13 protein-coding genes and 1 pseudogene are annotated in these 14,879 nt (G+C 56.2%); 9 read left to right on the top strand and 5 right to left on the bottom strand.

All coding sequences use genetic code 11. The annotated features are described in order from the left end of the window. Positions 1-14 precede the first annotated feature (14 nt). A pseudogene (locus BIND_RS21280) lies at positions 15-131 on the top strand (IS481 family transposase); the annotation flags it as partial. A 182-nt stretch (positions 132-313) separates the two neighbouring features. Here BIND_RS21280 and BIND_RS08155 read toward each other — a convergent pair. Further along, positions 314-811 carry a hypothetical protein gene (locus BIND_RS08155; protein WP_012384598.1) on the bottom strand — a complete coding sequence of 166 codons (498 nt, stop codon included), beginning with the start codon at positions 809-811 and terminating at the stop codon, positions 314-316. Positions 812-967: 156 nt separating this feature from the next. Between BIND_RS08155 and BIND_RS08150 the strand changes: the two genes are divergently transcribed. Continuing rightward, the gene (locus tag BIND_RS08150; RefSeq protein WP_148210590.1) at positions 968-1,699 is read left to right on the top strand and encodes a hypothetical protein; all 732 of its coding nucleotides are present in this window, start codon (positions 968-970) and stop codon (positions 1,697-1,699) included. A 227-nt stretch (positions 1,700-1,926) separates the two neighbouring features. Here the strand turns inward: BIND_RS08150 and nifK are convergent, their stop codons facing one another. Then, positions 1,927-3,486, bottom strand: a complete 1,560-nt coding sequence (gene nifK / locus BIND_RS08145) for a nitrogenase molybdenum-iron protein subunit beta (protein ID WP_012384596.1) — start codon at positions 3,484-3,486, stop codon at positions 1,927-1,929. Between the two features lie 648 nt (positions 3,487-4,134). Between nifK and BIND_RS08140 the strand changes: the two genes are divergently transcribed. Next, entirely contained in the window at positions 4,135-4,677 is a 543-nt protein-coding gene (locus BIND_RS08140) for a GNAT family N-acetyltransferase (protein WP_012384595.1), read from the top strand. 46 nt (positions 4,678-4,723) lie between these two features. Here BIND_RS08140 and BIND_RS08135 read toward each other — a convergent pair whose 3' ends face one another. The 3 genes from BIND_RS08135 to BIND_RS20110 all read right to left on the bottom strand — a co-directional run bounded on the left by BIND_RS08135 (position 4,724) and on the right by BIND_RS20110 (position 8,880). Further along, a complete protein-coding gene (locus BIND_RS08135; RefSeq protein WP_012384594.1) occupies positions 4,724-5,545 on the bottom strand; it encodes a hypothetical protein in 822 nt (273 codons plus the stop codon). Positions 5,546-5,669: 124 nt separating this feature from the next. Beyond that, the gene (gene metC / locus BIND_RS08130) at positions 5,670-6,857 is read right to left on the bottom strand and encodes a cystathionine beta-lyase (protein ID WP_012384593.1); all 1,188 of its coding nucleotides are present in this window, start codon (positions 6,855-6,857) and stop codon (positions 5,670-5,672) included. A 199-nt stretch (positions 6,858-7,056) separates the two neighbouring features. Then, positions 7,057-8,880 carry a filamentous hemagglutinin N-terminal domain-containing protein gene (locus BIND_RS20110; protein WP_012384592.1) on the bottom strand — a complete coding sequence of 608 codons (1,824 nt, stop codon included), beginning with the start codon at positions 8,878-8,880 and terminating at the stop codon, positions 7,057-7,059. Between the two features lie 438 nt (positions 8,881-9,318). On the opposite strand from BIND_RS20110, the gene BIND_RS08120 reads away from it, so the two are divergent. From BIND_RS08120 to BIND_RS08095, 6 genes are all read left to right on the top strand, one after another. Continuing rightward, entirely contained in the window at positions 9,319-10,329 is a 1,011-nt protein-coding gene (locus BIND_RS08120) for an amino acid ABC transporter substrate-binding protein (protein ID WP_012384591.1), read from the top strand. A 14-nt stretch (positions 10,330-10,343) separates the two neighbouring features. Then, positions 10,344-11,519 (top strand): amino acid ABC transporter permease, encoded by a 1,176-nt coding sequence (locus tag BIND_RS08115; RefSeq protein WP_012384590.1) that lies wholly within the window; start codon positions 10,344-10,346, stop codon positions 11,517-11,519. Between the two features lie 2 nt (positions 11,520-11,521). Next, on the top strand, positions 11,522-12,679 hold the full coding sequence (locus tag BIND_RS08110; protein ID WP_012384589.1) for an amino acid ABC transporter permease: 1,158 nt from the start codon (positions 11,522-11,524) through the stop codon (positions 12,677-12,679). Next, a complete protein-coding gene (locus tag BIND_RS08105) occupies positions 12,679-13,464 on the top strand; it encodes an amino acid ABC transporter ATP-binding protein (protein ID WP_012384588.1) in 786 nt (261 codons plus the stop codon). Before BIND_RS08110 ends, BIND_RS08105 begins: the two co-directional genes overlap by 1 nt. A gap of 131 nt (positions 13,465-13,595) precedes the next feature. Continuing rightward, positions 13,596-13,913, top strand: a complete 318-nt coding sequence (locus BIND_RS08100; protein WP_012384587.1) for a hypothetical protein — start codon at positions 13,596-13,598, stop codon at positions 13,911-13,913. A 370-nt stretch (positions 13,914-14,283) separates the two neighbouring features. Then, complete coding sequence (locus BIND_RS08095) at positions 14,284-14,625, top strand: hypothetical protein (RefSeq protein ID WP_012384586.1); 342 nt, start codon at positions 14,284-14,286, stop codon at positions 14,623-14,625. Positions 14,626-14,879 lie beyond the last annotated feature (254 nt).

The raw sequence follows: 14,879 nt of genomic DNA, 5'->3' as shown, positions 1-14,879 counted from the left end.
ATTCTTTCTGCAGAATGGAGGGATGCGCCAAGACGACAGAGACGGTGCGTCGAGCGATACAAAATAGTCAAAAAAGCCTGAGAACTCTCGCCAGACGCTGTGGGATCAACCAGAAGACCGTCGCCAAATTCACCTGACGACCTTCCTCAACGCCTACAATTACGGCTGACGGCTCAAGGCATTGAAGGGCCTCACGCCATTTGAATACATCTGAAAAGTCTGGACAAACGAAACGGAAGATTCATCCTAAATTCGTTCCATCACGTGCCGGGACTAAGCACCTAAAAATCGGCATTTATCATTGTTCGTTTGTTCACGTGTCCTCGCCTCGGAACCACTTAATAATGCACTCAAGCAGAGGAGGCTTGCTTGCATATTTGGGAACATGGGCCAACCAAGCATCCCACGCGGCGTCTCGCTCGATGCCTGCCGGCACCATGAAATAGTAGCCCCCGTTGTGTCTATGGGAGAGCCAGAAGCCCCCGTATTGGCCTGGAAGTATCCGAGCAACGTCTTCTCGCCGCCATGTCTGCTTACCTAGCCATGTTCGTTTTTCGATATGATCATCATAGAGTGTCACACAACACATGCCTTCATTAAGCCTGTTGAAAAGAACTAATCCTAAGGCGAAAAGTGCAAAAATCCACTCCCAGGCTGGTGACGAAAGACTGAGGTGCACCCGCCCAAAAAACGCTAGAAGCATCAGCACAGAGACAGTCAACAATGGCTTCACCTGCTTTGTCATCGGAGTTCGGTAGGTTGCTGGAAAGAGCTGAGGCTCGTCAGTCCTATCCACCGCACTATCGTTCATTTCGCTTTTCCAAGCCGATCTGATCCAAGGCCTTGTTCCCTTTAGCTTTGACGATAATGCGTACAAATTCAAAAAATTTGCACCACACGAAATCGGCCGTACCTCATGCGGTTTCCGATACACCGCTGTGATTATACAATTCCTCGAGATACTTGCGTGCAAAGCCTATTAAGTTATTCTGCTACGGATACTGCTGATGCCATCATTGGACCTTTAATTTTTTGTCATAAATGTATCGAGAATAACGGACCACGATCAATGAAATTATCAAGATCGCTTTTATTTGGCTCTTTCCTTGTGGCATTTAACATTGCCTCCCACGATGTGGTGAAGGCAGAAGATGCCGAAGAGATAAAATTAGAAGAGGAGCAGGCTAGGCTCAAAAAAGAGGCAGAAGATCTATTTCGATCAGTGCTTGCCGATGAGCCTAAAGCTGAACGTTGCGAAATAGAGGCGGAATGGGGTGAGTATTCGATCCCTGAGTCAGTTGCTCGGCAATATTTGGGATTGAAGATTCATGCGGACTTGTCTCCTCCATATTCAGAAACGAAACCATATTTAGGAATGGCCCCTAAAGATATTATCCACCCAAGCAACGATGCGCTTTGTAGCAAAGAGTCTACAAAAGAGAGGGAAAAAGCATCCGGAATCAATGAAGATAAGGCTATAGACATCCACCATATTAGCTACACATTTCCCGTTTTCGATGATAATTATAATATTGCTATAATTGTTATTACGTCGATATACTGGTCATATCGTTCAATCCCCGGAGCGGGAATTATAAAAATGCCACCTGAAGGCGAGGGCTCTGCTGCGATCTACGCAAAGAGCTTGGACGGCGTATGGCGTAGAATTACGACTATTAATTTATTCCATTTTTCATGATTTTTTCGTTCGGCTGCGAGCCGCTGACATTCTGGCTCTATGAAGTGATGCCGATGCTCGATGCGGTTGATGTTTCACGTTTCGCTCCCAGCCACCTATTTATTTGGCTCGAACTCCCAGCATCATCGTTACAAAAAAAAATCCTCGCGGAAACCAGACGGTCGCCGCGAGGATTTTTCTTTCTGTCGTCGCGGCGGCCTTTTGCAAGGCCGCCGTCATCGCATGGATCAGCGAATGATATCGAAACTGTAATCGCTATGCGCCGGCACATTGGTTGTCTGGTCGATCATATTGAAGATCGCGTCGAGCATGTAGCGCAGGAGATGCAAGCCGCCCTGATAACCATAAATCGGGAAGCGGTGATGGTGATGGCGGTCGAAGATCGGGAAGCCGACACGGATCAGAGGTGTACCCGTGTCTCGTTCGAGATATTTGCCGTAAGTGTTGCCAATCAGGAAATCGACCGGCTCGGTGAAGAGCAGGGAACGCATGTGCCAGAGGTCGCGATTGGGATAGACATGGCAATTGGCGCCGTAAGGCGAAGACGCGAAGACAGCTTTGACCTTTTCGGCCCATTCATTGCCGCCATTGGTCGAAAGCACATGCACCGGCTCCGCCCCGAGCTCCAGCAGGAAAGCCGTCATGCCGAGGCAAAGATCGGGGTCGCCATAAATGGCGAATTTCTTACCATGGATATGGGCGAAGGAATCGGCGATCGCATCGAGAAGACGGCCACGCTCCTTGCGCATGACGTCCGGAACTGGCTTGCCGGTCAGACGGGCGATTTCCAGAAGGAGCTTGTCGGTCGCCTGCACGCCGAGCGGGCAATTCAGCGCGACTGTTTCCTGCCCATGCGCGGCAATGTAGGGCAAGGTTTTCTGCGTGGAATATTCCTGCAGTGAGATGGTCGCCTTGGAATTAAGCGCCGCCGTGGTTTCCTCGGCGCTGGTACCGCCGTCGAACATGCGGAACGTGCCGTCGGTCGGTGTATCCCACACTTCGCTATTGTCGGACAGGATCGTGTAATCAAGATCCCAAAGATCGAGAATGCGTTTCAATTCGCGCAGATTGCCAACCGTATAGGGATCGAAACCGCCAATGAAATTGATCCGTTCATTTGGCTCGCGCACGGGCTTTTCCGCCATGCCGGCCTTGCCTTCCCAGAAATAATCGAGAATGCCCTTCAGCATATTGTCATAGCCGGTGACATGACTGCCAACGAAGGCCGGTGTATGCGCGAAGGGGACATCGAAGTCCATCGGGATCGAACCCTTCTCTCGCGCCGTTTTGATGAAGGCGTTGAGATCGTCGCCGATCACCTCGGCCATGCAGGTGGTCGAGACCGAGATCATTGCCGGGCGATAGAGATTATAGGTATTGGCGAGACCATCGATCATATTGGTGAGACCGCCGAACACCGCTGCATCCTCGGTCATCGAGGAAGAGACACAGGAGCAGGGCTCCTTGAAATGCCGCGACAGATGGCTGCGGTAATAGGCGACGCAGCCTTGCGATCCATGCACAAACGAGAGTGCGCCCATGAATCCGCTGCTGCAGAAGACAGCGCCGAGCGGCTGACAGGCCTTGGCCGGATTGACCGTCAGGGCCTCGCGAGCAAAATTCTTCTCCTGATATTCCGGCGTCTTCATCCATTCGCGGATACGGTCCACTTCAACCTCGGCGACCGCGTTTTCAAAGTATTTCTTCTTATTGGCAAACATTTCCCGATATTCGGGCTGCTTGAAGAGATCGAAATGGTCGAGAACCGATTGGGCGTTTTGCGGCATGAAGAGCAATCCGATCGTCGTTGGGGGAAGGAGGAGAGGAGGCGCAAGGCTACGGGCCGCCAGGGACCGAACACAGGCGCTACCTCTGCGGGCAGAATGCCGACGGTCACAAAAACCACCGTCGAGCAATCTCGAATGTTCGTCACGGGAAGGACGAGTCTTCGAGAAGGGGGACAGGGTGCCGCTAGCACGGCCCCAGGTCTAAGCTATATCTAATTGGATATAACACGGCTTCATAAAACTTGCAAATTGCCCGTGCCACCTTGTGGAAAATATTGGGAAAAGACGGATGGAGCTCTCGCAAGGAGGCTTGTGGCCTAGTATCGAGAATCACAGATTCTCGATCCGTCGCTTTTTAAACTTATCCACTTGTCCTCATTGAACCGCGACACGTCGCGCTTCAATGAGGATGGATACTAGGCGTTTTCCGGTTCAGGGCGACATCCCTGGATGCCTGGCCTGGAAATCTGGCGCGACCTTGAGCGTTACAAGAAAAGCGGCCTTAGACCTTGTTTGGGCGCATGGACTTCCGCCGGGCTTTTCTCAAGACCTTGCCACGCGCACGCAATTTGCACTAAATCCAAGTGCTGGCGTGACCCATTGGCTCCGTCCTGCACTGCAATTCTTCCTGTCAAGAAAGTAGCCTGCTTGCCCACCAATGCACTCGTCGATGGCCTCGTTCTGCGTGATTGCGATGAGAACGATATTCCCGCCATTACAGCAATCTATAGCCATCATGTGCTCAATGGCTTTGGCACTTTCGAGATCGTACCGCCCGGCGAGGCGGAGATGAAGATCCGCCGCAGGGTCATGTCCACCAATCGCTATCCCTATATCGTCGCCGAATTCGAGCGGAAGGTCGTGGGCTTTGCCTATGTCAACAGCTACCGACAAAGGCCCGCTTATTCAAAGACCGTTGAGGATTCCATCTATATTCGCGATGGCCTGCAAGGGCAGGGCATTGGACAGCGCCTACTGTCCCGTCTGCTTGCAGAGACGGCTGGAGCGGGTTTTCGTCAAGTCGTCGCGGTCATCGGCGATTCCGAAAATCACGCCTCGATCCGGCTACACGAGAAGCTCGGCTTCCAGCATGCCGGCACGCTCAAGACGGTAGGCTGGAAAAACGGCCGCTGGCTTGACACGGTCCTTATGCAATTACCGCTCGGCGATGGAGCCAGTACCCCGCTGTAATTACAGCGGGGTACTGGCTCCATCTCCACGCCTGCGATGCGCGTGCTCAGGAGCGCGCCATGAGTTCCACCGCCAATCCATAAATACGGCTGCGCCCCGGCTCCGGCATGGCAGCCAGCGTTTCGAGATAGATCTGGCCCGCTCGGCACATCCGCCTCGGCTCGATGGGAGGATCGCTCATCTTTCCGTCGAGGACGGCGGAAATTTCGGCGTCATTCAAGCCTTTCTCACGCAGGGCCTTGTCGAGAAGAGCGAAATCATTGTCGTCGGGCGCGGTTCTTTCGACAGGCTGCGCCTGGCCGTCAGCCACTGCGGCAAGGCCTGCGAGCGCCATATCTCCGACGAGCATGCGATGCGTCGCGGAGAAATCGAAAAAGGCGCTGCTGGCGTTACCATAAAGAAAATCGACGCAAAGCTTCTCATCGGCCACGGCCAAAGCCCGCATGACATTCAATTGCATCGTGAAAATGCGGTTCAGAGCTTCCGTATCGGCCTTGGCCGCGAGTATGCCATGCGAGAGACGCAAAGTCCGCACTGCGTCCGAAAGGAGCCGGTCGGCATTCGCCGTTTCGCCCGTGACCACGCCTCGTTTGGTCGCATTGGACAAAAAGCTTTCATAATCGGCTGGATAGAGGGTTTTGAGCCGATCGAAAAAGGCCGCATATTCGGGCGCGGCGGAAATCGTCGCCACGAGTTTCTCGCGGGTGGCGTGCATCTCCGCCAACAGATGTCGCGAGCTCCCTGGGGGCGTCTCCCGCCCTGACTCAATCGAGGTGGGAGCCTGAAGCGCCTGTTGAAGAAAACTCCAGCTTAAAAGGAGCGCGGCAACAGCGGCAAGGCCGAGCAGCACCAGCCGCAAGATATTCATTTCGGCCTCAATGATTCATTTTTCCAGTCATTCCCGAAGGCTCGGGCGCCCCCATAAAGCTGTCCTCAGGCAATGCCGTCAAGTCCGCTTTGCGCAATGGCCTCTTTGGACTGATGGAGCCACTTCAGGCATGCGCGTTGAGACGCTCGAAACCGGCGGCGAGATCGGCTTGCAGATCCTCGATATCTTCGAGGCCAATCGAGAAACGCAAGGCAGGCCCCGGCGGATTCCATTGCGTCGCCGTGCGATAGGTCCGGCAATCGAAGGGAATGACGAGGCTTTCGAAACCGCCCCAGGAATAGCCCATGCCGAATAATTCGAGACCATCGAGCATGGCGGCGAGCGCCTCGCGCGAGAAAGGGGCGAGCAGTACTGAAAATAAGCCGGTCGAGCCCAGGAAATCGCGTTTCCACAAGGCATGACCAGGGCATTGCGGCAAAGCTGGATGCAGGACCTGCACGACTTCCGGCCGCGCGGCCAGCCAGCGCGCCATAGCGAGGCCCTGGCGTTCGGCCTCGCGCAGACGCAATTCCATGGTACGCAGTCCGCGCAAAGCGAGAAACACATCCTCCGGGCCGGGGCACATGGCAAAGGCGTCATAGGTCGCGCGCAGGCGCGGATACCAGCGGGCATTAGCCGAGACGAGGCCGAGCAGAAGATCAGAATGGCCGGAGAGATATTTCGTGCCGGCTTCGATCGCCATATCCATGCCGCGCTCATGCGGCGGGAAGAAGAGGGGGGTGCCCCAGGTATTGTCGATGATGGTGCACAGATCATGCGCCTCGGCCACCGCCTTGATGGCCACGACATCTTGAAGCTCGAAACTCTGCGATCCGGGTGTTTCGAGGAAAACGACGCGTGTATTCTGGCGCACGAGCGATTCGAGCCCGCCACCGATCAAAGGATCGTAATAAGTCGTTTCGACGCCCATGCGGCGCAAAACCGTGTCGCAAAAATTGCGGCACGGCCGATAAGCCGAATCGGTCACGAGAATATGGTCGCCTGCCTTGACCGCGGTCAGGAGCGCGAGTGTGATCGCGGCCAGTCCGGTCGGAACTAGAACGGTCCCTGCCGCACCGGCGAGCTCGGTCCAGGCCGTTTCCAGGGCCTGCGTCGTGGGCGTGCCCTGCGTGCCATAGGAGAAACGTCCACGCCTTGCATAAAGATCATCGAGCGTCGGATAGAGCACGGTCGAGCCGCGATAAATCGGCGTGTTAACATAGCCGAATTGCTCGGACGGATCGCGCCCGGCATGCACCAGCCTGGTCCGGCTTTTAAAACCCTTGTGCCCGTCTCGCTTCGTGTCGGTCATTCGTTCCGCCTGCCTGCCGTTCTCGCCCCTCACGTTTTCCTCGTGGAGGCGAGACTCGTCAAGGTGCGGCTGAGAGCAATATGATTCCCGGCGGCGAACCTTTTCACCCGTTTGAAAGGTGCTGGCCCGCCGGGCCGTGGGTGCCACGGCCGCACATCGTGATCTATATTGCTGCTGATGACGCCCAGATTATTCCCTATTAGCCACCGCTTACATTGCTAACAGGGGCTGGCACAATTCCAGGGAGATAAACGCTGCCAATAGGGGCGCCAGTGTTGTATCCTACCAGACCGCTGACACTACCGGAGTTTGTCAAATTTACAGTGGCATAGGAGTTGGTAATAATGCCGCTCGTGTACCCTGCCAGACCATAGATACTACTACCGGAGCTTATCACACCTCCAGTGAGATATACATTGCTAATAGGGGCGTCAGTGTACCCCACCAGACCGCCGACACTACCGGAGTTTGTCAAATTTCCAGTGGGATAAGAGTAGATAATGTCTCTGGCGGTGCCACTATACCACATCAGATTGCCGACACTACCAGAGCCTGTCATAATTCCAGTGGGATAGGAGCCAGTAATAGTAGTGCTGCCTATAGACCCTACCAAGCCGCCGACACCACCGGGGACTGTCACAGTTCCAGTGGGATAGGAACCGGTAATAGGCGCGGTGGGAATGGTGCTGCTCCAGAAATCAACACTCTCCAGCCTGATATCGCGAATAATGCCCCTGGTTGAACCAATTGCGGTGTGTAAACCAGAATCACCAAAAAAGCTGATGTACATGTTATCCGGTTCATGCCCTAGATCAGCAAGCGTCGTGTTGACACCGAAATGAATGCCTCCTCCACTCGCCGGCCGGATTGTTATATTGCTGCTGGCCAGCTGTGTTCCGGTGACGTCCCCACTCAACATGATCGTGAAATCCTTGGGACTGATGAGCCAAGTGCCATCCTGTCCGCTCGCCGCTTTCGTAATGATCGTTGCTTTTGAGGCCACCTGCACTTTATTGGCGCCGGTCTCGATCGATCCGCCGTTACCCTGGTTCGGCGCCGAAACGTCGAGCTTGCCCGCGACCTTCGTGGTCCCGCCCTGCGCCAGAAGTTTGATCGTGCCCACATGGACCGAGCCGCCTGTGGATCCCGATGTGGCTTGGCCACCCTTGAGATCGGCCATGGTGCGCGCTTGGATGATGCCGCTATTGTTCACCTGTGCCGAAAGCACGGCATCCGCCGCCTTGGCGGTCAGGATCACCCGGCCACCATCTGCCTGGATCGCCCTTTTGTTCTGGACGAGCGCGTTCAAGGTCCCCTTGTCGATCGTCACATCGATCAACGAATTGCCATCGAAGTTCAGCGTGATCTTTTCGCCCGAGGCCATGGCTACCGTACCGAGCGTGGCCGTGATCACCCCCTCGTTCGAGACCGTCTTGCCGAGAAGCGCGACATAGCCGCCCTCATGTGCAAGGATGTGGCCGCGGTTGATGACCGAGGCCGAGGAGGTGCCGGAGAAGGTATATTTTCCGGCCATGAAGTCTGTATTGGCAATATCGAGGGTCGAGGCGACGAGACCACCAACATTGACCTGCGCCCCGTGGGTGAACAGAACACCCGCCGAATTGACGAGAAAAACCTGGCCATTGGCGTTGAGCGCGCCGGCGATGACACTCGCCTCGTTGCCGATGACGCGGTTCAAAGTGGCGGCGCTGCTCGAAGGCTGGTTGAAATTCACCGTCTCATGCGCGTTGATGGAAAAGCCTTGCCAATTGATGATGGCTTTGGGCGTGGACTGATTAATGGTCGTGACGCTGCCCGCCTGCGAGATGGCCGCTTGTCCCGCGACGACCGAGCCACCGTCAGGCCCCGCTGCAACCGGGCGTGGCAGGACCATAAGCGCCGCCAGAGCCGTCATAGCAATGAGGGGACGGAATACTGTGCGCATCCTCTCGGAGCCAAAGCTCGAAATGGGCATCACCGGATTTTGCAAGGTGGTTTTCAGGACGGATTCCGAGCGGGGCATGGCAAAGGGCTTTCAAAAAATGATATGGTATTCCAGTGACTTATAGATATATCTCGACAAGCTCCCGCATGGTTATACGGCGCTTGGAGGAAGGGATGGGGCAAACCCAATGGCCTGCCGGAATGACTATAGGAATCGATATTGCTACATTTTTAGGAATAGCTTCGCTCGAGGTCAAGCCGGTGTGATGCATTTTTTGCACGCATCGGTTGATACAATAAATAGTCACAAATTGGGCATTCTAATCCATTAAACGGCTCTCGCTCAGGTTCAACGGAGCAGGGCTGATACAGGGGAGACGCCTTGACCAGCCACGGCAAAAGCCCCTACTTGCACGGAGGGATTGCCGAGGTTCAAGTCTTTTCCGGAAAAGTGGAATTCACTCTTCCAGAAGGACTAGCCCACGGTGTCTTACTCGATCGAAACCGGATTGCCTTCATGTTCAAATCCATCGTTTCCGCGGGCCTGTTCAGCCTCTGCGTGACGACCGGCGCCCTCGCCGGCACACTCGACGAAGTCAAGGGACGCGGTTTCCTGAATTGTGGCTCCAACCCCGGTCTCGCGGGCTTCGGCCTGCCGGACGACAAGGGTCAATGGGTCGGTTTCGATATCGATTTCTGCCGTGCCGTCGCGGCGGCGATTTTCGATGATCCCACCAAGGTCAAATTCCTGCCGCTCAGCGGCAAGGATCGTTTCACCGCGCTGCAATCAGGCGAAATCGATATTCTCTCGCGGAATACGACCTGGACCCAATCCCGCGAAGTGGGGCAGGGGTTCCTGTTTACCGGCATTACCTATTATGACGGTCAGGGTTTTATGACCCATCGCAAGCTCAACCTGACGTCCGCGCTTGAACTTGCTGGAGCCTCGATCTGTGTTCAGCAGGGAACGACGACGGAACTCAATCTCGCCGATTTCTTCCGCGCCAATAATCTGCAGTATGAGCCAGTGAATTTCGCGACTGGCGATGAAGCCCTGAAAGCCTATGATACCGGCCGTTGCGATGCTCTGACCACGGATGCATCCGGCCTTTACGCCCAGCGCGCCAAACTCGCCAATCCGGATGATCATGTCGTTCTGCCCGAAATCATCTCCAAGGAGCCGCTCGGCCCCCTGGTGCGTCAAGGCGACGATCAATGGTTCAACCTTGTGAAATGGGTGCATTTCGCCTGGCTCAACGCCGAGGAAGACGGCGTGACCTCGAAAAACCTGGACGAGAAGACGAAATCGGAAAGTCCGGAGATCAAGCGCCTGCTCGGTTTCGAAGGCAATTTCGGCGAAGGACTCGGCCTGACGCGCGACTGGATCTATCGCATCATCAAACATGTCGGCAATTATGGCGAGGTTTTCGACCGCAATCTCGGCGAAGGCTCGAAACTGAAAATCAAGCGCGGCATCAACAATCTCTGGACGAAGGGCGGATTGCATTATGCGCCGCCGGTCCGCTGATCCGGTCAAATAGCATGAGCCTGTCCGATCAATCCGCGACCGACCGCGCGACGCTCCTCGCCGTCTGGCGCGATCCACGTAAACGCGGTTTCATCGTACAGGCTCTTTTCGTGCTCGCGCTCTGCCTCGTGCTCGTCGGCATGTTCACGACGCTCCACGCCAATATGGTGGCGCGCGGCATACCGACGGATTTCTCTTTCTGGAACCAGACCGCCGGTTTCGACATCAATCAAACACCCATCGCCTATTCGCCGCTTTCGACCTATGGCCGGGCTTTTCTCGTTGGCCTCATCAATACATTGATCGTGGCGTCGATCGGTCTTGTCTGTACGACCATCATTGGGGTCATCGTAGGCATCTCGCGCCTGTCCAAAAACCGGCTCGTCTCTTTCCTGGCCGCGACTTATGTCGAAACCCTGCGCAACATCCCGCTGCTGCTGCAGCTCTTGTTCTGGTACAATGCGATCCTGAAGCCGCTGCCCGGGCCGCGCCAGTCACTGCTCTTTCCCTTCGGCACCGTCCTCAACAATCGCGGTCTATTTCTGCCGCTGCCATCCTTGCTTCCGGGCGCGGCATGGGTCGGAGCCGCTTTGGCTCTTGGTTTGGCTGCCTCCTTCCTTGTGGGACGCGGCACGGCCCTGAAGCCTGGTTGGCCCAAAACCCTTCTCTGTCTGGTTCTCGCCTTGGGGCCGGCGATCATTGCCGCCATGCTGGCACCGCCGCTCGCCTTCGACAGACCCATTCTGAAAGGGTTCAATTATACGGGCGGCTTCCGGGTCTTGCCGGAACTTGTGGCTCTGCTCCTCGGCTTGAGCCTTTACACAGCCGCCTTCATCGCCGAAATCATTCGGGCGGGCATTATGGCCGTCCCACGGGGCCAGAGCGAAGCCGCCGAGGCGCTCGGCTTGCCCTCTGGCCTCACGATGCGACGGATCATCCTGCCGCAAGCCCTGCGCGTCGTCATTCCGCCGCTCACCAGCCAATATCTCAATCTGATCAAGAACTCTTCCCTGGCCGTATTCATCGGCTATCCTGATCTCGTGCAGGTTTTCGCCGGCACGGTGCTCAATCAGACGGGCGCTGCCGTGCAGATCATCTTCATCACCATGGCCGTCTATCTTGCTGTGTCGCTGGTGACCTCGTTCGCCATGAATCTCATCAATCGCCGCATGGCGCTCGTGGAGCGATAGCCATGTCTGCTCATTCCTTCGCCCCCGGCAATTCCTATCTCCGGCAAGAAAGCGCGCCCCTTCTGCCGCCGCCAAAAGATCGAACCTCTCTTCTCGAGAGGATAAGGCGCGGCTTTTTCTCCAGCCTGTCCTCCAGCCTGCTGACATTGGCGGCAGGCGCACTCATCCTTTGGCTATTACCGGACCTCCTGCGCTTCACCCTCATCGACGCGGTCTGGAGCGCGCCGGACGGTGCCGCCTGTCGGGCGCCAGACGCCGGTGCCTGCTGGGCTTTCGTCGCGCAAAAATTGCCCTATTTCACATTCGGCTCTTATCCCGTGGCCGAGCGTTGGCGGGTCGTGACCGTGCTGCTCCTCGGGTTTGTGCTGATTGCCTGGCTTTTATGGCCGATCCGCAAAGGCGCCCATACGGATAAGCGCGTCGCGGCGCTCCTGTTCTTCCTGCTTTATCCGCTCATCGCGCTGATCTTGCTGCGGGGGACGCCCTGGCTTGGCCTGCCTTTGGTCGATACGGATCTCTGGGGTGGTATTTTCCTCAGTCTGGTGGTTGCCGGCGTCGGTATTGTTGTCTCCTTGCCGCTCGGCATTTTCCTGGCGCTTGGCCGGCGCTCCACTTTGCCTGTCGTGTCGCTCGCCAGCACTTTATTCATCGAATTCGTCCGCGGCGTACCGATGATCACCGTCCTGTTCATGGCCAATTTCATGCTGCCGCTGTTTCTTCCAGCGTCGATGAGCGTGGACCGGCTCATCCGGCCGCTTATTGGCGTGGCCCTCTTCGCATCGGCCTATATGGCGGAAGTGGTGCGCGGTGGCTTGCAAGCCGTACCCAAGGGCCAGTTTGAGGGAGCGGCTGCACTCGGTCTTCCGCCCTGGAAAACCTTGCAACTCGTCGTTCTGCCGCAAGCCCTGGCCCATGTCATTCCGGGCATCGTGAATACATTTATCGGCTTGTTCAAGGATACGACACTCGTCGCGGCCGTTGGCATTTTCGATTTTCTGCGTACCGTCGATTCAGCGCGTCTTGACCCAGCCTGGGCCGGGCCGACGATCAGCGCCAGCGGTTATCTTTTCGCGGCTTTGTTCTATTTTGTGTTCTGTTTCGGCATGTCGCGCTATTCGATCGGCGTCGAGCGCCGGCTTGCCAGGGGACAGGCGCGGTAATGGCTGCACGCGCAGCGAGCGCCAGGGAGAGAAAGATCTTGCCGGGAGAACAGAACGAATATGCGGTCTCGATCCGGGGCTTGAACAAATGGTATGGCGCCTTTCAGGTGCTCCGCGATATCAATCTCGACGTGGCGACGGGCGAGAAAATCATTTTGTGCGGCCCTTCGGGCTCTGGCAAATCGACCCTGATCCGCTGCATCAACCGGCTGGAAATCTTTCAGGCGGGCAGCCTGACGGTCGATGGCATCAAGCTGACCGATGATCTGAAGCGGATCGATGACGTGCGTCGTGAAGTCGGCATGGTGTTTCAGCATTTCAACCTGTTTCCGCATCTGACCATTCTGGAAAACTGCACCCTGGCACCGATCCATGTGCGCAAACTCCCGAAAGAGCAGGCTGTGGAAACCGCCATGCATTTCCTCAAAAGAGTCCGCATTCCCGAACAGGCTGATAAATATCCCGGTCAATTGTCGGGTGGACAGCAGCAGCGAGTCGCCATCGCTCGCGCTTTGTGCATGAATCCCAAAATCATGCTGTTCGACGAGCCAACCTCGGCGCTCGATCCCGAAATGGTGCAGGAAGTGCTCGAAACCATGGTGGAACTGGCCAGGGAAGGCATGACCATGCTGTGTGTGACCCATGAAATGGGTTTTGCCCGGCAAGTGGCCGATCGGGTCGTGTTCATGGATCGGGGTGAAATTCTGGAAATCGCCGCGCCGCAAGCTTTTTTCGCCGCGCCTCAACACCCCCGCACCCAATTATTCCTCGGTCAAATCCTCTAAGGATGTGCTGAACGAGCAACCGAGTTCTCGATGGACTGGCTTCAGCAGCAAACGCTTCCTATATAGCTAGAGCATTCAGGTGGCGGCCTGACGCCTTCACCTCACGACATTCTCTTGGGAGCCCGGAGAAGATGCGGTTCGGTCCAATGCGATTGCTCGCCGCCTTGAGCGTGCTTTACGGGTTCGGCTCGGCGCCCGCAGCGGCGCAGGTCCCATCTCCCGGCCCGGCGAACGGCCTCGATCACATCTATCGATCGCTGGAGGAATTACGCGACGAGGCCCGCGCGCAAGCGGGCTACCACAAGGCTCGCTGGGTCTGCTACCGATCATCTGGACAATGTGTATGGCGGCCAGGCTATTGGGGGCCACCGCCGCCGCCCAAACCGGCGATCCGCATCCAGCCGATTGAGGAATGGGGTCGCGAAGAGCCGGATGGTCTCTTCGATTGAAGTCAGGCTCTTGGAAGAAACACGCCGATGTGATCCCGAAAGGGCTTCCGATATTCGGATTGAGCGGCCGAGGCCAAGCTTTTTCAGCTTCCCTTCATCTTCATTTTGCAAAACTCCAAATCGAGACCTTCGCTCTTTGACATCCGTCCAAGGGCGACGCTCTAGATCTTTGAAAATGCATCAAATCGTCCAAGTGATGCCCACTTCGGGTTTGATGCTCTAGCCAAAGGCGATTGACGGTTCGGCCCTTGGGGCTCGTGCCGTGGGTTTGACGCGTTTTTCAGGGCTGGGACTTCCTCCGGCTACTTAATGGGCTCGTACTTTCCCCTCTGGGCCTGAATGAAAAACGCGCTCTTGATTGGAGTTTTCCATGCATAATATCGCAAAGTCTCTTCGGGCCATCGCGCTGGGTGCGCTGACGCTCGGCGCGGGCATGACGGCCGCCTCGGCCTTTCCCTCGATGCAGCCGGAAAAGGCGGTGATCACAGCCACTGACGAAGCCCCCAAGGTCGAGCGCGTTCAATGCGGTCCCTATGGCTGTGGTTATTATGGCGGCGGCTATTATCGTCATGGCTATTATGGCGGACCTGGCTGGCGCGGACACCATTATTGGGGGGCTGGCCGTGGACCTTATGGCTATTATCGCGGCGGTTATGGCCGTGGCGGCTATGCCTGGGGTGGTGGCGGTTATTACGGTCGCGGTTATTGGTAGGGCATCCGGTCCCAACTGATCTCGAGGCCATAATTTTGTATCGAGAAGGGGGCAGAAATGCCCCCTTTCATGCATGAACACTCAAGGCTTGTGGATCGCGGTGCTTTTCCCCTAAACCCATCCTGGCCTCATGCATTATGCTCCGGGCATGATAGAGGGCCTTTCATCAAAGGCCCTAGTATCCGCTTTCATTGAAGCGTGACGAGTCGCGCTTCAATGAAAGCGGATACGGTTAAAAAAGTGACGTATCGAGA

This window comes from Beijerinckia indica subsp. indica ATCC 9039 (genome assembly GCF_000019845.1).
In the GTDB taxonomy this organism is placed as follows: Bacteria; Pseudomonadota; Alphaproteobacteria; order Rhizobiales; family Beijerinckiaceae; genus Beijerinckia; species Beijerinckia indica.
Note: the sequence above shows the minus strand (reverse complement) of the source record. Positions and strands in the feature narration are given on the sequence as shown.